The 17,729-nt window shown below is 71.6% G+C and carries 14 protein-coding genes; 5 read left to right on the top strand and 9 right to left on the bottom strand.

Going from position 1 to position 17,729, the window contains the following annotated elements; translation table 11 throughout:
• Positions 1–43: 43 nt before the first annotated feature.
• Together ACIPJI_RS02370 and recO are read right to left on the bottom strand one after the other, a co-directional pair.
• Positions 44–889 carry an isoprenyl transferase gene (locus ACIPJI_RS02370; protein WP_159692195.1) on the bottom strand — a complete coding sequence of 282 codons (846 nt, stop codon included), beginning with the start codon at positions 887–889 and terminating at the stop codon, positions 44–46.
• Between the two features lie 14 nt (positions 890–903).
• Positions 904–1,650, bottom strand: a complete 747-nt coding sequence (gene recO / locus ACIPJI_RS02365; RefSeq protein ID WP_307706340.1) for a DNA repair protein RecO — start codon at positions 1,648–1,650, stop codon at positions 904–906.
• A 125-nt stretch (positions 1,651–1,775) separates the two neighbouring features.
• On the opposite strand from recO, the gene ACIPJI_RS02360 reads away from it, so the two are divergent.
• Entirely contained in the window at positions 1,776–2,288 is a 513-nt protein-coding gene (locus ACIPJI_RS02360; protein ID WP_356620915.1) for a DinB family protein, read from the top strand.
• A gap of 73 nt (positions 2,289–2,361) precedes the next feature.
• Here the strand turns inward: ACIPJI_RS02360 and ACIPJI_RS02355 are convergent, their stop codons facing one another.
• Complete coding sequence (locus ACIPJI_RS02355) at positions 2,362–2,577, bottom strand: hypothetical protein (RefSeq protein WP_159692189.1); 216 nt, start codon at positions 2,575–2,577, stop codon at positions 2,362–2,364.
• Positions 2,578–3,352: 775 nt separating this feature from the next.
• On the opposite strand from ACIPJI_RS02355, the gene ACIPJI_RS02350 reads away from it, so the two are divergent.
• The gene (locus ACIPJI_RS02350) at positions 3,353–4,720 is read left to right on the top strand and encodes an FAD-dependent oxidoreductase (RefSeq protein ID WP_307706342.1); all 1,368 of its coding nucleotides are present in this window, start codon (positions 3,353–3,355) and stop codon (positions 4,718–4,720) included.
• Positions 4,721–4,820: 100 nt separating this feature from the next.
• On the opposite strand, the gene ACIPJI_RS02345 is transcribed toward ACIPJI_RS02350, so the two are convergent.
• On the bottom strand, positions 4,821–5,648 hold the full coding sequence (locus tag ACIPJI_RS02345; protein ID WP_356620917.1) for a serine protease: 828 nt from the start codon (positions 5,646–5,648) through the stop codon (positions 4,821–4,823).
• A 201-nt stretch (positions 5,649–5,849) separates the two neighbouring features.
• Between ACIPJI_RS02345 and ACIPJI_RS02340 the strand changes: the two genes are divergently transcribed.
• Positions 5,850–7,676, top strand: coding sequence for a LuxR C-terminal-related transcriptional regulator (locus ACIPJI_RS02340; protein WP_402243968.1), 1,827 nt, complete (start codon positions 5,850–5,852; stop codon positions 7,674–7,676).
• A 170-nt stretch (positions 7,677–7,846) separates the two neighbouring features.
• The gene (locus ACIPJI_RS02335; RefSeq protein ID WP_402243966.1) at positions 7,847–9,241 is read left to right on the top strand and encodes an FAD-binding oxidoreductase; all 1,395 of its coding nucleotides are present in this window, start codon (positions 7,847–7,849) and stop codon (positions 9,239–9,241) included.
• 17 nt (positions 9,242–9,258) lie between these two features.
• On the opposite strand, the gene ACIPJI_RS02330 is transcribed toward ACIPJI_RS02335, so the two are convergent.
• The 5 genes from ACIPJI_RS02330 to leuA form a co-directional block, all read right to left on the bottom strand.
• Positions 9,259–9,942, bottom strand: coding sequence for a response regulator (locus ACIPJI_RS02330; protein ID WP_402243964.1), 684 nt, complete (start codon positions 9,940–9,942; stop codon positions 9,259–9,261).
• Positions 9,939–11,237 (bottom strand): sensor histidine kinase, encoded by a 1,299-nt coding sequence (locus tag ACIPJI_RS02325; protein ID WP_402243962.1) that lies wholly within the window; start codon positions 11,235–11,237, stop codon positions 9,939–9,941. Before ACIPJI_RS02325 ends, ACIPJI_RS02330 begins: the two co-directional genes overlap by 4 nt.
• An 8-nt stretch (positions 11,238–11,245) precedes the next feature.
• Positions 11,246–13,387, bottom strand: a complete 2,142-nt coding sequence (locus ACIPJI_RS02320; protein WP_356620922.1) for an MMPL family transporter — start codon at positions 13,385–13,387, stop codon at positions 11,246–11,248.
• A gap of 264 nt (positions 13,388–13,651) precedes the next feature.
• A complete protein-coding gene (locus ACIPJI_RS02315) occupies positions 13,652–14,329 on the bottom strand; it encodes a TerB family tellurite resistance protein (protein WP_356621000.1) in 678 nt (225 codons plus the stop codon).
• Positions 14,330–14,552: 223 nt separating this feature from the next.
• A complete protein-coding gene (gene leuA, locus ACIPJI_RS02310) occupies positions 14,553–16,316 on the bottom strand; it encodes a 2-isopropylmalate synthase (protein WP_402243960.1) in 1,764 nt (587 codons plus the stop codon).
• 294 nt (positions 16,317–16,610) lie between these two features.
• On the opposite strand from leuA, the gene ACIPJI_RS02305 reads away from it, so the two are divergent.
• Complete coding sequence (locus ACIPJI_RS02305) at positions 16,611–17,666, top strand: M4 family metallopeptidase (protein ID WP_356620924.1); 1,056 nt, start codon at positions 16,611–16,613, stop codon at positions 17,664–17,666.
• The last annotated feature ends 63 nt before the right edge of the window (positions 17,667–17,729 follow it).

The raw sequence follows: 17,729 nt of genomic DNA, 5'->3' as shown, positions 1-17,729 counted from the left end.
GGTGTACGCAGGCCCGGCCGCACCGCCCGTACGGCCTCTCGGATCAGGAGGCGGGGGTGTCGGGGCGTCCCCGCATCGCCTCGAGCTCCTCGTTCGGGATCGCGCCGCCGAAGCGGCGGTCGCGCTGCGCGTACTCGAGGCAGGCGCGCCACAGATCACGGCGGTCGAAGTCCGGCCACAGCACGTCCTGGAAGACCATTTCGGCGTAACTCGACTGCCAGATCAGGTAGTTCGAGATGCGCTGCTCGCCGCTGGGGCGCAGGAACAGGTCGACGTCCGGCATGTCCGGGTAGTACAGGTATTTCGCGAACGTCTTCTCGTTGACCTTGCCCGGGTCCAGCCTGCCCGCCGCGACGTCGCGCGCGATGGCCTGCGCCGCGTCGGCGACCTCGGCCCGGCCGCCGTAGTTGACGCAGAAGTACAGCGTCATCGCGTCGTTGCCGACGGTCTGCTCCTGGGCGATCTGGAGCTCCTGGACGACGGACTTCCACATCTTCGGCATCCGGCCGACCCAGCGGATACGGATGCCGAGCTCGTCCATCTCGTCGCGGCGGCGGCGGATGACGTCCCTGTTGAAGTTCATCAGGAAGCGCACCTCGTCCGGCGAGCGCTTCCAGTTCTCCGTGGAGAAGGCGTACAGGGACAGGTTCTTGACGCCCATCTCCAGGCAGCCCTTGAGCACATCGAGCACGACGCCCTCGCCGACCTTGTGCCCCTCGGTGCGGGGCAGGCCGCGCTCCTTGGCCCAGCGGCCGTTGCCGTCCATGACGCACGCCACATGGTTCGGCACCAGCTCCGCCGGGATCTTGGGCGGGCGGGCGCCGGACGGGTGCGGCTCGGGGACCTTGTACTCGCGGCGGGACCGGCCCAGGATTCCGCGTCGTGCCATGCGGCTCACATCTCCTATTTCTCTACGTACCTCAGGGAACGCAGGCCGCGCTCCAGGTGCCAGTGCAGATAGGCGGACACCAGTCCGCTGCCCTCCCTGACATGGCGCGCCTCGCACGCCTCCGCGGCCGGCCAGTCACCGGTCAGCAGCGCGCTGAGCAGCCCGATGGCCTCCGCAGAGGGTACGACGCTGCCGGGCACCCGGCAGTCGCCGCATATGACGCCGCCCGCCGCGACGGAGAAGAACCGGTTGGGGCCCGGCAGCCCGCAGCGCGCGCAGTCGTCGAAGCTGGGCGCGTAGCCGTTGACGGCGAGCGACCGCAGCAGGAACGCGTCGAGCACCAGGTGCGGCGCGTGCTCGCCCTGGGAGAGGCTGCGCAGCCCACCGACGAGCAGCAGATACTGCTGGACCGCCGGCTCGCCCTCATGGTCGGTGAAGCGTTCCGCGGTCTCCAGCATGGCGGTGCCGGCGGTGTACCGGGCGTAGTCGGTGACGATCCCCCCGCCGTAGGGCGCGATGGTCTCCGACTGGGTGCACAGCGGCAGCCCGCGCCCCACCAGCTCGCTGCCGCGGGCGAAGAACTGCACGTCGACGTGGGAGAACGGCTCGAGCCGCGCTCCGAACTTGGACTTGGTGCGGCGCACCCCGCGGGCGACCGCCCGTACCCGGCCGTGACCGCGAGTGAGCAGGGTGATGATGCGGTCGGCCTCACCCAGCTTCTGGGTGCGCAGGACGACACCGTCATCACGGAACAGGCTCATGCCCCCATTCTCCCGTACGGGCGGTGGTCTCCCGGCCCGGGTTCGCCGATCGGGGACGTGCTTCGGGCGTGGTAGGACCGAAATGCCGGTGCGCGGGGCCCGCCGCCGCGCTAGCGTCCACGGCCATGGCGATTTCCCGTACCCGGCCCCCTTTCAGCGCGGACGAGCGGACACAGCTGACCGGCTGGTTCCAGATGCAGCGCGCGATCATCCACTACAAGTGCGAGGGCCTCTCGGAGGAGGACGCCCACCGGGCGGTCCTGACGACCTCTCCGCTCATGACGGTGGCAGGCATCGTCTCCCATCTGCGGTGGACCGAGCAGACCTGGTTCGAGGTCCTGTTCCTCGGCCGCCCGGCCGACGGTCCCCAGTTCTCAAAGGACCCCGAGGACGCCGACATGCGGGTCGAGGGCGTCCCCCTCGCGCAGCTCCTGGACGAGTACACGAAGCAGTGCGCGGTCTCCGACGAGATCATCGCGGCCCACGACTTCGACGAGGTCGGCCGGCACCCGGACTTCCGCTCCGCCGCCGCGTCGCTCCGCTGGATGCTGATACACATGGTGGAGGAGACGGCACGGCACGCCGGTCATCTCGACACGATCCGCGAGCTGCTGGACGGCGAGAAGGGCTACTACTGATCCTCGGCCGGCGGCCGCCGCCTTCGTGACAGCCGGCGGCCGCCGCCTTCGTGACAGCCGGCGACCGCCGCCCTCAGGTCACCTCGCCGCGGCTGCGGGCGTTCACGTACGCCGTCGTCGCGCTGATCCGTTCGGCGGCCGTCGCGGGGCGCACATGGTCCGGCGAGCACTCCCACTCACGGCCGCCGCCGACCGGTCTGAGACTCAGCCACGGGCCCGCCTCGCCCATGAACCGGCCCACGCGGCCGGTCCTGGTGTCGACGAGGTACGTACCGATGGGCACGGTCATGGCGTATGGCCCCCGTCCCTGGGCAGGAGGGCGGCGACCGGGCGGACCGTGCCGCTGCGGTCCACGGGCGGCCGGGGAACGTCCCGGGCCTCGGGGACGGGCGCGGTAGGCAGTGCGGTGCGTGATGAGGGGAGTGTGGTCCCGGACCGTTTCAGAGCCACGCGCAATGTGTTCACGGCATCCTCCGCCTCTGCCCCGCACGCCACCGGGTGGCGTCGGCCCTTTTCGTCTCGAGTCGCTGCCCGACATGATTTCCCGTCCATGGTGGGCTTCACGAATCGCATTACGAAGGTGACGCTCCGCGAGTACTCTGATCAAGAGTGTGTCCGCCACAACTGGGCAGCTGGGCAGGGCTGTTGATCCATGGCCAAAGCTCCACGGCAAGCGCACACGGAAATTCCCGGGCCCGCAACCGGAGGTGCGGCGAAAAGCCGCGGAAACGCACCCTGGAGGAGTCGCGCGGGCGCGTGTTCGTATTCGGCGAATACGCCGGCCCATTCGAACAGGCGGCGGGACGACGGAAGTTGGATGCGGCGCGACGGAATGACGCGACACTGCCGGCGCCGGGCCTTCCTCGCCCGGCGGCGGAACACGGGCGCCGCACACGTGCGGACGGCGGGCCGTCGGCGTTGCCGCCGCCCCGACATCAAGGGGAACTTTGAGTAGGCATAAGTCCGCCTTATGAGGTCATAGGTCAGGGCCGAGTACTGACTTAGGCTTGCCTTTGTTTAGGGTTACCGACGAGCCAGTTGTCGCCGCTCGAAGGGAACCTGTCATGCCCCGCCCCCTGCGGGTAGCCATCGTCGGAGCCGGCCCCGCCGGGATCTACGCCGCCGATGCGCTGCTGAAGTCCGAGGTGGCTGCCGCCGACCCCGGCGTGTCCATCGACCTCTTCGAGCGTATGCCCGCGCCTTTCGGCCTGATCCGTTACGGCGTCGCCCCCGACCACCCGCGGATCAAGGGCATCATCACGGCCCTGCACCAGGTGCTCGACAAGCCGCAGGTCCGCCTCTTCGGCAACGTCGACTACGGCAACGACCTCAGCCTCGACGACCTCCGCACCTACTACGACGCGGTGATCTTCTCCACCGGCGCGACCGCCGACCGGGCGCTCGACATACCGGGGATCGAGCTGGAGGGCTCCTACGGCGCCGCCGACTTCGTGTCCTGGTACGACGGGCACCCTGACTGGCCCCGCACCTGGTCGCTGGAGGCCGAGAAGGTCGCCGTGCTCGGCGTCGGCAACGTCGCGCTCGACGTGGCGCGCATCCTGGCGAAGACGGCGGACGAGCTGCTGCCGACCGAGATCCCGCCGAACGTCTACGAGGGCCTCAAGGCCAACAAGGCGCTCGAGGTCCATGTCTTCGGACGGCGCGGCCCGGCGCAGGCCAAGTTCAGCCCGATGGAGCTCCGCGAGCTGGACCACTCCCCCAACATCGAGGTCATCGTCGACCCCGAGGACATCGACTACGACGAGGGCTCGATCGAGACCCGCCGCGGCAACAAGCAGGCCGACATGGTCGCGAAGACCCTGGAGAACTGGGCGATCCGCGACACCGGCGACCGGCCGCACAAGCTGTTCCTGCACTTCTTCGAGTCGCCCGCCGAGATCCTCGGCGAGGACGGCAAGGTCGTGGGCCTGCGCACCGAGCGCACCGCGCTGGACGGCACGGGGAACGTGAAGGGCACCGGCGAGTTCAAGGACTGGGACGTCACGGCGGTCTACCGCGCCGTGGGCTACCTGTCCGACGAGTTGCCGAAGCTCCCCTGGGACGTGGCCTCCGGCACGGTCCCGGACGAGGGCGGCCGGGTGATCGAGGAGTCCGGCGAGCACCTGGACTCGACGTACGTCACGGGCTGGATCCGGCGCGGCCCGGTCGGCCTCATCGGCCACACCAAGGGCGACGCGAACGAGACCGTCGCGAACCTGCTGGACGACTACGCGAACGGCCGCCTCCAGACCCCGGCGTCGCCGGAGCCGGAGGCCGTCGAGGCCTTCCTCGCCTCCCGCGACGTCCGCTGGACGACGTGGGAGGGCTGGTACAAGCTCGACGCCGCGGAGAAGGCGCTGGGCGAGCCGCAGGGACGCGAGCGCGTGAAGATCGTCGAGCGTGAGGACATGCTCAAGGCGAGCGGCGCGTAACACCGCACGACGTAAGGGCCCGGTGGCATCATGCCGCCGGGCCCTTGTGCGTCCCGGACGCCCGGCCGGCCGCTCCGGTTCGGCTCCGCGCTCGGCGGCGCTACGGCTTCGGCACCGTGCAGCCGGGGCGGTTCAGGTCGACGCGGCTGCCGGGGCCTATGCAGGCGGCCAGGGTGTAGGTCTGCTGCCCGTAGTTGATGCCCTCCCGGACGGTGACGCCGCCGTTCTCGTCGACCTCGCAGGGGTTGTTGTCCGTGCAGCGCCCGCCGCTCTCGTTGCCGGTGTTGTTGACGGCGACGACCTTGCCGGTGGCGGTGTCGACGACGGGCGAGCCGGAGGTGCCGCCGATGGTGTCGCAGCCGGAGGTGTAGCGGACCGAGTCCTTCCAGGTCCACGAGCCTTCCTTGAGGCGGTAGGCGAACCCGTCGATGTCGCAGCTGTAGATCCGCTTCCAGTACCCGGAGACGACCTTGATGTCCGTGCCCTGTGCCGGACGCGCGGCGCTCAGCTCCAGCGCCTTGATGCCGTAGCGGGACTCGATCTGACCGTAGGTGCTGGTGAGTTGGTACAGCGAGACGTCGGTGTCGGTCATCGTCCCGTAAGCGATCTTGCCGGCCCGCAGGGTGGCGACGCGCGTCCCGGCGGAGTTGAGCAGGCCGAAGCTGCGGGAGGACGCGCGGTCGATCACCACCTGGCCGGGGGCGGGGAAGCCGGTCTCCAGGCAGTGGCCGTTGGACATGACGAGAGCGGGGTCGTTCGGCTGCGCGGCGGCCGTACGGACCACGGACCCGGAGCAGTTGCTGAGCGCGACCGTTCCGGCGAAGTCCACCGCCTTGGCGGAGACGTCCGCTTCGGCGGCGACGGCGGGTGCTGCGCCCGCTCCGAGGAGCGCGAACGCGAGCAGCGCGCCGGCGAGAGGCTTGTTCATGTGGGGGGTCCCCTCAATGCGACGGGTGGGGCCGGAGTGACACTCCGACTTGTCATGCGCATTGTTGGGGTACGGGTCCGGGTCGACAAGGCACCGATTCCGGCCACGCGTCGTGATCACGTCGCGCCGGTCGCCGGGAAGGGGCAAGGGTTCCGCGCGGTGACGGGCCGCTCCTATCCTTGAGGAGGGAAGGGAGCGGCCATGGCCGTCCAGTCGGCCCCCTCCGTCGAGCGGGCGCGGGACGCTGCGGCCCGAGAGTCCTGGGCCGAGGCGTACGTGCTGCTGCACGCTCTCGACCGGGCCGGCTCCCCTGCGGACGGGCCCGACGCGGAGGCGCCGGACCAGGAAGGGCCCCGCCCCCTCACCCCCGGCGACCTCGACCTCCTCGCCGACGCGGCCTGGTGGAGCGGGCACGTGGACGAGTCGGTCGACGCCCGGCTGCGCGCCCACGCCGGTCACACGGCGGCGGGTGACCATCGCCGGGCGGGCTGCACAGCATGGTGGCTCCACTTCGAGTACCGCAGCCTGGGCCGCCCCGGCGCCGCCGCCGGCTGGCTGCACCGGGCCCGGCGGCATCTGGAGCACGAGCCGGAGTGCCCCGAGCAGTGCTTCCTCGCCTGGACCGAGTCGGAGGAGGCGCAGAGCGTCCCAGACCCCGAAGCGGCGACGGCCGCCGCCCTGCGGATGTACCGCATCGCCGCGGACTCCGGCAGCCCCGACCTCATCGCGCTGAGCCGCCAGGCGCACGCGGCGGTGCTGCTGGCGAACGGCCGGCGGGCCGAGTCGCTGGCTCTGCTGGACGACGCGATGTGCTCGGTCACGGCGGGCGAACTGAGCGGCATGTTCACCGGCTGGCTCTACTGCATGGCGCTCACCCATTGCATGGCCGCCGCCGACTTCGCACGGGCCGTCGAATGGACCGACGCCGCCATGGCCTGGTGCTCCGTCCCCTGGTCGCAGTACGCCGCCCCGGCCTCCGAGGGCGGCGGCGCGGCGGAGACCGGGGGCTCGGACGACGGCACGGCGGACGGGGGGCCTGCGGCGGGCGCCGTCCTGACGGACAACCCCTTCCGCGGGCTCTGCCGCATCCACCATGTCCAGGTACTTGACCTGCTCGGATCGTGGCCGCTGGCCGCCGCGGAGGCCGAGCGGGTCTGCCAGGAGGTCATGCCCGACTGCCTCGAGGCCGTCGCTGCCGCCCACTACGAGGCCGGGGAGATCCAGCGCCGCCGCGGCCTCCTCGACGCGGCCGCCGCCTCGTACGCACGCGCCCATGAACTCGGTCTCGCACCGCAGCCCGGGCTCGCCCTGCTCCGCCTGGCGCAGGGCAAGGCGGAGGCCGCCGTGACCGGTCTGCGCCTGGCCCTGGCCTGCCAGGGCGACGCGCCCGCCGACATGCTCGGGCGCGCCCGGCTGCTCGCCGCGCAGACGGAGGTGGCGCTCGCCGTCGGCGACGTGGACGGCGCCGCCATCGCCGTGAACGAGCTCGAGGCGCTCGCCGCCACCGGCCCTCGTCCTCCCGCCGCGACCCTGCTGCGGGCCATGGCCGACACGGCGCACGGCTCCCTCGCCCTCGCGCGGGACGGCGGCGAAGGGCCCGACGCCGCACTGCGGCCGCTGCGCCGCGCGCTCGCGGGCTGGCTGGGGATGCGCATCCCGTACGAGGCCGCGCAGGTACGGATGCTGCTGGCCGCCGCCTGCCGGGCGGCCGGCGACATCGAGGCCGCGCGCCTGGAACTGCGGGCCGCGCTGGGCACGTTCGAGCGGCTCGGCGCCGTCCCCGACGCCCGGCGCGCGGCGGCGCTGCTCAGCGAGCGGCGAAGGGGCCTGCCCGGCGGCCTCACCCGGCGGGAGGCACAGGTGCTGCGGCTGGTCGCGGCCGGCGGCACCAACCGGGACATCGCGCGGGAGCTGGTGATCAGCGAGCACACCGTCGCGCGTCACCTCAACAACATCTACGCCAAGCTGAACGTGACCTCCCGCGCCGCCGCCACCGCCTACGCCTGCTCCCACGGCCTGGCCGCCTGATCCCCCGCGTATGGGCCGTTCTGCCCATGCCTGCCGTACCGGTGATGTGGGCGGTTCCGGCGATGCCCGGCCGGTCCCCCGCGGTCTACAACGGACTCATCGGCCCATGAGCCCGCGGACACGTCCAGGGCTTCATGAGCACAAGGCCCACCCCGAAGCCGGTGCCCGTCATGACCGCGCCGACCACCCCCTCGACCGAACCCGCCGACCTCGCCCTGGACCCCTTGTACGCCGCCGTACGCGGCGACGTCATCGAGCCCGGCGACCCCGCCTACGACGAGGCCCGCCGTGTCTACAACGCCGCCCACGACCGCCGCCCGGCGGTCGTCGTCCGGCCCGTCGACGCCGCCGACGTGATCGCCGCCGTGCGTTTCGCCCGTGACCAGGCCCTGCCGCTCGCCGTCCGGGGCGGCAGCCACGCGGTCGCCGGCCACGGCACGTGCGACGACGGACTCGTCATCGACCTGTCCCGGATGCGCGCGGTCCGCGTCGACCCGGTCGCCCGTACCGCACGCGCCGAAGGCGGCTGCACGTGGGGAGACTTCGACCACGCCACGCACGCCTTCGGTCTCGCCACCACCGGCGGGGTCGTCTCCACCACCGGTATCGCCGGACTCACCCTGGGCGGCGGCATGGGACACCTCTCCCGCCGCTACGGTCTGAGCTGCGACAACCTCGTCTCCGCCGATGTCGTCACCGCCGAAGGGACCCTCGTCACCTGCGACGCGGCACACCACCCCGACCTGTTCTGGGCGCTGCGCGGCGGAGGCGGCAACTTCGGCGTCGTCACCTCGCTCCGGTACCGGCTGCACCCGGTGGACCTCGTCCTCGGCGGCCCCACGTTCTATCCGCTCGACGGTGACGTGGCGCGGCGCTGGCGGGACATGAACGCCGACGCCCCCGAGGAGTTCAACTCGATCTTCGCCGTCCTTCTCGGGCCACCGGCGCCGTTCCTGCCGGAACGGTGGCACGGCCGGCCGATCTGCGGTGTCCTGACGTGCTTCAGCGGTCCGGCCGAGGACGACGACACCATCCGCGGCCGCCTCGCGGAACTCGGCCCGGTCGTCGGCCAGTTCCTCGACCGCATCCCGTACCCGGTGATCAACACCCTGTTCGACGAGGACCTCCCGCCCGGTCTGCACCACTACTGGAAGGGCAACTTCAGCCGCGAGCTGACCGACGGCGCCATCGACGTCCACATGACGTACGGCGAGACGATCCCCTCGATGGAGAGCGACACCGTGATCTTCCCGATCGACGGCGCGTGCCACCGGGTCGGCGCCGAGGACACCGCGTTCGCCTACCGCGACGCCACGTTCACCCATTCCTTCGGCGCCAGCTACCCCGATCCCGCCGACACCGAGCACAACGTCGCCTGGACCCGTGAGTACGACAGGGCCCTGCGCCCGCACACCGAGGAGGCCGGCTACATCAACTTCATGGACAGCGACGACCAGGACCGGGTGCGCGCCAACTACCGGCAGAACTACGAGCGGTTGCGGTCGGTCAAGCGCAGGTACGACCCGGAGAACCTGTTCCGCATCAACCACAACATCGTGCCCTGAACCGGCGGGGCGCCCGCTCATCCCCCGCCCGGGGTCACCAGGCCCGACTCGTAGGCCACGATCACCAGTTGGGCCCGGTCCCGCGCGCACAGTTTGCTCATGATGCGGCTGACATGGGTCTTGGCCGTCAGCGGGCTCAGGCCCAGCGACTCGGCGATCTCCGTGTTGTTCAGGCCCCGGGCCACCAGCGTCAGGACCTGTCGCTCGCGGTCCGTGAGCACGGACGGGCCACCCGCGCCGTTCGGCACGGGGACCTGTGGGGCGCTCAGGACGCGGGCGATCAGGCGGGAGGTCGGCCCCGGGGAGAGCAGCGACTCGCCGGCCGCGACCGTGCGGATCGCCGCCAGCAGATCGGCCGGCCTGGTGTCCTTCACCAGGAAGCCCGACGCGCCCGCGCGCAGCGCCTCCATGATGTGCTCGTCGGTGTCGTACGTGGTCAGGACGAGCACCTTGACGCCCGCCAGGTCGTCGTCCGCCGCGATCAGCCGGGTGGCCTCGATGCCGTCGAGTTCGGGCATGCGGATGTCCATGACCACGAGGTCGGCCCGTTCGCTGCGGGCCAGTTCGACCGCCTCGGCGCCCGTGCCCGCCTGGGCGACGACCTCCATGTCGCGGGCCGACTCGACGAGCATCGCGAAGGCCGCGCGCACCAGCGTCTGGTCGTCGGCGAGCAGGACGCGGATCGGGTTCGTCGGGCTCATGCGGTGGCCTCCGTGGGCTGAAGGGGCAGGATCGCGGCGACCTCGAAACCGGCTGCCTCGCCACGCGGGCCGGCCGACAGCGTGCCGCCGACGCTGCGGGCCCGCTCCCGCATCCCGAGGATGCCGAAGCCGGAGCCGGGCACCAAAGGCTCCGCGGTCCCGTCGTCGGTGACCTCGACCCGCAGGGCGTCCTCGTCCCGGACCACCGTCACCGCGATACGTACCCCCGCTCCCCCGTGCCGCACCGCGTTCGTCAGCGACTCCTGCACGATCCGGTACGCGGCCGCCTCCACCGCAGGCGGCATCGCCGACTCCCCGGTGCGCAAGGTGAGCTCGGCGCCCGCCGTCCGCACCAGGTCGGGGAGCGCCGCCAGGTCCGGCAGCGGGCCGTCGCAGTCGGGGCCGTCGGTGCGCAGGACCTCCAGTGTGGTGCGCAGTTCACCGCGCGCAGTTCGGCACGTCTCGGCGATGTCGTCGAGCGCCTTGGCGACCGCGGCCCGGTCCAGCCGGTCCGGGTCGACGCTGAGGACGTGGGAGGCGACGGACGTCTGCACGCCGATGAGGGTGATGGAGTGCGCGAGCAGGTCGTGCAGATCGCGTGCGATCCGTAGCCGCTCCTCCGCGACCCGGCGTGCCGCCTCCTCCTCCCGGGTGCGCTCGGCCCTTTCGGCACGGCCCACGACGGAGGCGATGTAGTGGCGGTAGGTGCGCACGTCGACGCCCAGGACGAGGACCGCGAGGATCCAGCCCGAGGTGCGCAGGGCCTCCAGGCCCTCGTGCGTGCCGACGTTGAACATCACGGACAGGCTGATGCCGATGACCAGACAGCCGACGAAGAAGGTGTGCAGCGGGCGCCCGGTGACGGCCACGGTGTAGAGGGCGACCAGGGACGCGGGCACCGGCGCGGCATGGGTGTTGTCCAGCGCGTGGTACGGCCCGACGCACAGCAGCACGGCGGCCAGGACGAGGCCGGGGTGCGACCGCCGCCACACGAGCGGCACGAGACTCCCGGCGAGGAGCGCCCAGCCCAGGGCGTCCGGCCTGCGGCCGTCGTCGACGAGGAGCGCGAGCGCGAGGGACAGGACGCCGATGGCCGCGGCGATGAAGGCATCGTTGCGGGTGCGGTCGGGGACGGTGAGGGGGTCGCGGCTGACGGTGTTCAGCACGCGCTCGCCGAGGCGGGGGCGGGGTGGGTGCGGCACGGATCCATCCTGGTCCAGGAGGTGCGTTTTCCCCACCCCGCCCCGTGACCGGGGGATCTGCCCGGTCACGGGAAGGGGCGGGGTGGGGAACATGCCCCGGGCTAGCGGCTGTCGCCCGCCGGCTGCGGCTCGCGGGGCGCCCGCGTCGCCGGCTCCGGCTTCGGCTCCCCCGCCGCGCGGCGGCTCAGCGGTCCCGGCCACCACACCCGCCGCCCCAGCAGCAGGCTCGCCGACGTCACCAGGTACGTGCGGACGAGGAACGTGTCCAGCAGGACGCCGACCGCCACGAGGAAGCCCATCTCGAAGAGCGGCACCAGCGGAAGGTTCATCAGGACGGTGAACGTCGCCGCGAGGACGATGCCCGCGGAGGCGATCACCCCGCCGGTCGTGCGCAGCGCGGTGAGCGCCGCCGTCTCCGGCTCGGCGCCGGCCAGGGACTCCTCACGCATCCGGTGCATCAGGAAGATGCCGTAGTCGACCCCGAGGGCGACGAGGAAGACGAACGACAGCAGCGGCGTGCTGGGGTCGAGCCCGTCGAAGCCGAAGACCGGCTCGAAGAGCAGTCCGCCGAGGCCCATGACAGCACCCCATACGGCGACGACGGCCGCGGTGAGGATCAGGGGTGCGACGAGACTGCGGAGCAGGACCACGAGGATCAGCAGGACCGCGCCGAGGACGAGCGGGATGACGATCTTCTGGTCGCGGGCGTTGGTGTCGGCCAGGTCCAGCTGCTGGGCGCTGGGCCCGCCGACGTGACTGCCGTCGAGCCCCGCCCGCAGGGCCTCGATGGTGGCGCTCTCGCCCGCGCTCTCCGGTGCGTCCTTCGCGAAGACGGTGATCTCCGTCCAGCCGCCGCCGGAGCGGCCGGCCTCTGCCGCGGCGACACCCTCGGTGCGGCGGGCCTGTGCGAGCGCCTGATCCGCCCTGTCGGTGGGGGCGACGATGCTGATCGGCTGGCTGCTCTGCTCCGGGTACGCCTCCGCGAGGACCTTCATCGCGGACACCGACTCGGGCCGCTCGGTGAACGTGTCCTCCTGGGCGAGGTTCCCGGGCAGGTTGAACACGCCGAGCGCGAGCGCGCCGAGCAGCAGCGCCCCGGACACGAGGACCGTCCCCGGCCGGCGGCCGGCGGAGCCGCCCATCGCGGCGAACAGCGAACGGCGTTGCTTCGGCTCCGAACCGTGGGCGGGCACCAGCGGCCAGAACACCCGGCGGCCGAGGAGCACGAGGACGGCGGGCAGCAGGGTGAGCATCGCGGCGAGGGAGCACACGACACCGACCGCGCCGACCGGGCCGAGTCCGCTGGCGCTGTTGAGGTCGGCGGCGAGCAGGCACAGCAGCCCGGCGGCGACGGTGCCGGAGGAGGCGACGACGGCGGGACCGCAGCCGCGCAGGGCGGCGAGCATCGCGTCGTACGGCTGCTCGACGCGGCGCAGTTCCTCCCGGTAGCGGGCGACGAGCAGCAGCGCGTAGTCGGTGCCCGCGCCGAAGACGAGGACGGTCATGATGGCGGCGCTCTGGCTGGTGACGGTGAGGTCGAAGCCCTGGATGAGCCCGTAGACGACGGCCTGGGAGACGACGGCCGCGAAGCCGACGACGGTGAGCGGCACGAGCCACAGGAAGGGGCTGCGGTAGGTGAGGATGAGCAGCACGGCGACGACGAGCACGGTCGCGAGCATGAGCGTGCCGTCGATGGTCTCGAAGACCTTCTCCATGTCGGTCGCCAGGGCGCCGGGACCGCCGAGTTCGGCGCGCAGACCGTCGACCGGGTCGGTGCCGAGCCGTTCCCGCACATCGTCTACGAGCGCGATGCGGGCGTCGTTGTCGGTGCCGGGTGCGGTGGTCGACATCGGGTACATCAGGGTCGTGCCGTCCTTCGACCCGATGCCCTGCGGCGCGCCGCCGTCGAACTCGTGGGCGCCGGTGATCCCCTCCACCTGCTGCCGCGCGTGGGCGAGGTCCGCGGCGGTGAGCCCGCCGTCGCGGTGGTAGACGACGACCAGCTCGGTGGACTCCCCGCCGGGCAGCGCCTGTTCGATCTTGGCGACCTGGGTGGAGTCGGCGCTCGCGGGGAGGTAGTCGACGATGTTGTCGCGCTGTGCGTCGCCGAGCTTCCCGGCGAAGGGGACGGCGAGGGCGACGACTGCGATCCACAGGACGAGGACCGCCCAGGGCAGGGCCTTGCGGCGGGCGGTCGGCCTGGTGGGCGGTGGTGCGGTCGCGGTCGGTGCGGCGGGCCCCATGGGTGTCTCCCCTTCGTCACGGGCGTCCGATGGCTGGATGCACCACCAGACTCCCGCCGGGCAAGGGCGGTTTCGTCGCACGTGGGGGCGAGATGGGCGCTACTGCGCGGGGTGGCCCGGGGGGTGTCGTACTCCCCGGGGAGTACGACACCGGGAGCAGTGCGGGAGCAGGGCCAGGGGCAAACGGCTCCGAAGCGTCGGAACACGACGGTGCACGACGGCCCGGGAACCCGCGGCCGGTCGCACGGGCGCGCTCCGGCAGGGTCAGAAGGGCGTGTGCGCCGCCGCCTCCAGGAGCTGCGCGGTGTCGTCGTCGCCGAACTGGAGCGCCGCGCCGACCGTGGTGAGGACCTCGCGCTCGGCGGGGGTGTAGGGGCCGTCCGCGAGGGCGATGCGCGCGCCCTGGAGCAGGATCGACTCCCGTCCGGCGGGCGCCAGGTGGGGCGCGAGCGGCTCGAGCGCCTCGTGGAGCTCGATGGCGAGCGCCGCGCCGTACGGTCCGGCGTCCGCGACGTACCGGCCGGTGTCGGCGGCGAGGGCCTCGATCAGGGAGGTGAGCTGGTCCTCCGTGCAGTCGTCGAGTCCCGCCGCGCGCACCGCCTGCACGGCGGTCTCGCGGACGGTGCGGGAGGAGGTGCCGCCGGAGGCGAGGACGGCGAGGGCCACGGTGTGGACCGCGTCCCTGAGCATCGCGGAGAAGCGCCCGGTGGTGGGGTGGTCGAGGACGTCCATGCCGAAGTGGCTGTGGCAGGCGGCGCATTCGACGACGGGGCCGGCGAGTCCGCGCGGCAGCAGGGGCACTCCGAGGACGGCGAAGCGGCGGCGGCCGGTGCGGCGGCGGTAGTTGCGGTCGCCTCCGCATTCGGGGCAGAAGAACTCACCGTCGCCCACGGTGTTCCAGGACGTGTGAATGCCGCATACCCGCAGTTTTCGGACGAACATTCTCCGGGCTGGCAGCACGTCGCACCTCCATGAAGCTGCGGCAGCGCTGCCGCGTTGACGTGATGTTAGCCACATGGATGATGTCGCGTCAGCACCCGGGAAGATGCGTGAATCGACATGGCCGATTCCGCTCCCTGGCACAACTGCGTGCACAGCGACGCAAATCGCCGGGCCCGACCGTGATCAGGGCAGGCCCGGCGACCGGGACGGTTCGACCGGCGTACTAGCGGGTCGCGCGGTTGACGGCCGAGACGACCGCCTTCAGGGAGGCGCGGGTGGTGTTGGCGTCGATACCGATGCCCCACAGCACCTGGCCGTCGATGGCGCACTCGATGTAGGAGGCGGCCTGCGCGGACGCGCCCTCGCTCATCGTGTGCTCCTGGTAGTCCAGCAGCCGCACGTCGACGCCGATGCCGTTCAGCGCGGCGAAGAACGCCGAGATCGGACCGTTGCCGGTGCCGCTCAGTACGGTCTCCGTGCCGTCCACGACCGCCTCGACGGTCAGGGTGTCCACGCCGTCCTTGTCGGTGGTGCTCTGGCCGGAGCGGATCTGGATGCGTCCCCACGGGTTCTCGGGGTTCGGCAGGTACTCGTCCTGGAAGACCGACCAGATCGCGGCCGGGGTGACCTCGCCGCCCTCGGTGTCCGTCTTCGCCTGGATGATCTTCGAGAACTCGATCTGCATCCGGCGCGGCAGGTCCAGCTTGTGGTCGTTCTTCAGGACGTAGGCGATACCGCCCTTGCCGGACTGCGAGTTGACCCGGATCACGGCCTCGTACGAGCGGCCGACGTCCTTCGGGTCGATCGGCAGGTACGGGACGGCCCACTCGATCTCGTCGACGCTCTTGCCGGCGGCGGCCGCGTCGGCCTCCATCGCGTCGAAGCCCTTCTTGATGGCGTCCTGGTGGGAGCCGGAGAAGGCGGTGTAGACCAGGTCGCCCGCGTACGGGTGGCGCGGGTGGATCTCCATCTGGTTGCAGTACTCGCTGGTGCGGCGGATCTCGTCGATCTGCGAGAAGTCGATCTGCGGGTCGACACCCTGCGAGAACAGATTCATGCCCAGGGTGACCAGGTCGACGTTGCCGGTGCGCTCGCCCTGGCCGAACAGGCAGCCCTCGATACGGTCCGCGCCCGCCATGATCGCCAGCTCGGCGGCGGCCACGGCGGTGCCGCGGTCGTTGTGCGGGTGGACCGACAGGCAGACGTACTCGCGGCGGGTCAGGTTGCGCGACATCCACTCGAAGCGGTCGGCGTGCGTGGAGGGGGTCGAGCGCTCCACGGTGGCCGGCAGGTTGAGGATGATCTCCCGGCCGGGGCCGGGCTGCCACACGTCGCACACCGCTTCGCAGACCTCCAGGGCGAAGTCCAGCTCGGTGTCCGTGAAGATCTCGGGGCTGTACTGGTAGCCGAAGGCGGTCTCGTCGCCCAGCAGCTTCTCCGCGTACTCCATCACCAGACGGGTGCCGTCGACGGCGATCTGCTTGATGTCGTCCTTGGAGCCGCGGAAGACGACGCGGCGGAAGGTGGGCGCGGTCGCGTTGTACAGGTGGACCGTGGCGCGCTTGGCGCCGACCAGGGATTCGACGGTCCGCTCGATCAGGTCCTCGCGGGCCTGCGTCAGCACCGAGATGGTGACGTCGTCGGGGATCGCCCCGTCCTCGATGATCGAGCGCACGAAGTTGAAGTCGGTCTCGCCGGAGGACGGGAAGCCGACCTCGATCTCCTTGTAGCCCATGCGTACCAGCAGGTCGAACATCTCGCGCTTGCGGGCCGGGCTCATGGGGTCGATCAGCGCCTGGTTGCCGTCGCGCAGATCGGTGGACAGCCAGCGCGGCGCCTTGGTGATCCGCTGCTCGGGCCAGGTGCGGTCGGGGATGTCGACGGACTCGTACCCGCGGTACTTGTGGATCGGCATCCCGGACGGCTGCTGTGTGTGCGTCGTGCTGGTGATCGGGGTGGGACGGCCGATCCACTGCGACTGGGACATGGCGTAGGGCTCCTCGGATCCTGCAGGAAGGGGGGCCGACTGAGTCGAAGCAGCACCAGACTCCGCGGGGAGGGGGTCGGCCTACGACTACAGGCCCTCGCCGCGGCAGCTAAGGAGAAGCAGCCCGAAACGCATGATGCACAGCAGACTAGCCGAGCTGCGGCGGGAGCGTGGGGCCCGTTCCAGTATGCGGGACGACCGATCAGTAACGATCAAATATGACCTATCACTCCATTTCGCTAACCGATCTCACTTTGCGTGACAGTTCATTCACGCAATGCCACATTGCCGCTCATGGACATTCGCACCCCGGTCTTCTGCGGCATCGTGCCGCCGCACATCCTCGACAAGCTCGCCCGGGCCGACGACCCCGCCGTGTCCGGGCCGGCGCGGCGCACCCTCCAGGCGGACGCCGCGCAGCGCACCGGCCGCCGGCTGACCACGGTCCTGGGCGCCGCGGCGCGCGCGGTCGCCGCCCCGGCCGACGGGCCGCGCCGGACCGTCTACGACGCCCGGGGCGGCACGGACCTGCCCGGTACCCGGGCCCGCGGCGAGGGCGAGGAGGCCGTCAAGGACGCCACCGTCAACCGCGCGTACGCGGGCCTCGGCGCCACTTTCGAACTACTCACCGCCTACGGACGCAGCTCCATCGACGGCGCCGGACTGCCGCTGGACGCGTCCGTCCACTACGACGAGAAGTACGGGAACGCCTTCTGGAACGGCGAACAGATGGTCTTCGGCGACGGTGACGGCGAGATCTTCCTCGACTTCACCGTCGCGGTCGACGTCATCGCCCACGAACTGGCGCACGGCCTGACCCAGTACACGGCCAACCTCAGCTACTTCGGTCAGCCCGGCGCCCTCAACGAGTCGGTGTCCGACGTGGTGGGGTCCCTGGTCAAGCAGCGCACGCTCGGGCAGAGCGCGGAGGAGGCCGACTGGCTGATCGGCGCCGGCCTGCTCGCGCCCCGGGTCGAGGGCGTCGCGCTGCGGTCGATGAAGGCTCCGGGGACCGCGTACGACGACGACGTGCTGGGCAAGGACCCGCAGCCGGCGACCATGGAGGACTACGTCCGCACCGGTCGTGACAACGGCGGCGTCCATATCAACTCCGGCATCCCCAACCACGCCTTCTACCTGCTGGCCACCCGCCTCGGCGGGCGCGCGTGGGAGCGGGCCGGACAGATCTGGTTCGACGTGCTGACCGGCGGCGAGCTGACGGTGGACGCCGACTTCGGCAGCTTCGCCCGCCTGACGGTGGCCGCCGCGGCGGCCCGCTACGGCGAGGGCGAGGAGCACGAGGCCGTGCTCAAGGCCTGGTCACAGGTCGGTGTGAAGACGTCGGACTGACGGCCCGGCTCACCGTGGGCCGGGCGGCCCGACTGTCGCCCGGCCCCGTTCCGTACTACAACG

The sequence above is a fragment of the Streptomyces sp. NPDC086835 genome, assembly GCF_044745705.1.
Lineage (GTDB): Bacteria > Actinomycetota > Actinomycetes > Streptomycetales > Streptomycetaceae > Streptomyces.
This window is presented reverse-complemented; position numbering and strand designations above follow the sequence as displayed.

Excerpts from the sequence above, each read along its gene's own strand:
- ACIPJI_RS02345 (WP_356620917.1), bottom strand. The coding sequence starts at position 5,648 with ATGAACAAGCCTCTCGCCGGCGCGCTGCTCGCGTTCGCGCTCCTCGGA.
- ACIPJI_RS02350 (WP_307706342.1), top strand. The coding sequence starts at position 3,353 with ATGCCCCGCCCCCTGCGGGTAGCCATCGTCGGAGCCGGCCCCGCCGGG.
- ACIPJI_RS02305 (WP_356620924.1), top strand. The coding sequence starts at position 16,611 with ATGGACATTCGCACCCCGGTCTTCTGCGGCATCGTGCCGCCGCACATC.
- leuA (WP_402243960.1), bottom strand. The coding sequence starts at position 16,316 with ATGTCCCAGTCGCAGTGGATCGGCCGTCCCACCCCGATCACCAGCACG.
- recO (WP_307706340.1), bottom strand. The coding sequence starts at position 1,650 with ATGAGCCTGTTCCGTGATGACGGTGTCGTCCTGCGCACCCAGAAGCTG.
- ACIPJI_RS02370 (WP_159692195.1), bottom strand. The coding sequence starts at position 889 with ATGGCACGACGCGGAATCCTGGGCCGGTCCCGCCGCGAGTACAAGGTC.
- ACIPJI_RS02340 (WP_402243968.1), top strand. The coding sequence starts at position 5,850 with ATGGCCGTCCAGTCGGCCCCCTCCGTCGAGCGGGCGCGGGACGCTGCG.
- ACIPJI_RS02315 (WP_356621000.1), bottom strand. The coding sequence starts at position 14,329 with ATGTTCGTCCGAAAACTGCGGGTATGCGGCATTCACACGTCCTGGAAC.
- ACIPJI_RS02335 (WP_402243966.1), top strand. The coding sequence starts at position 7,847 with ATGACCGCGCCGACCACCCCCTCGACCGAACCCGCCGACCTCGCCCTG.
- ACIPJI_RS02360 (WP_356620915.1), top strand. The coding sequence starts at position 1,776 with ATGGCGATTTCCCGTACCCGGCCCCCTTTCAGCGCGGACGAGCGGACA.
- ACIPJI_RS02320 (WP_356620922.1), bottom strand. The coding sequence starts at position 13,387 with ATGGGGCCCGCCGCACCGACCGCGACCGCACCACCGCCCACCAGGCCG.
- ACIPJI_RS02325 (WP_402243962.1), bottom strand. The coding sequence starts at position 11,237 with ATGTTCCCCACCCCGCCCCTTCCCGTGACCGGGCAGATCCCCCGGTCA.
- ACIPJI_RS02330 (WP_402243964.1), bottom strand. The coding sequence starts at position 9,942 with ATGAGCCCGACGAACCCGATCCGCGTCCTGCTCGCCGACGACCAGACG.
- ACIPJI_RS02355 (WP_159692189.1), bottom strand. The coding sequence starts at position 2,577 with ATGACCGTGCCCATCGGTACGTACCTCGTCGACACCAGGACCGGCCGC.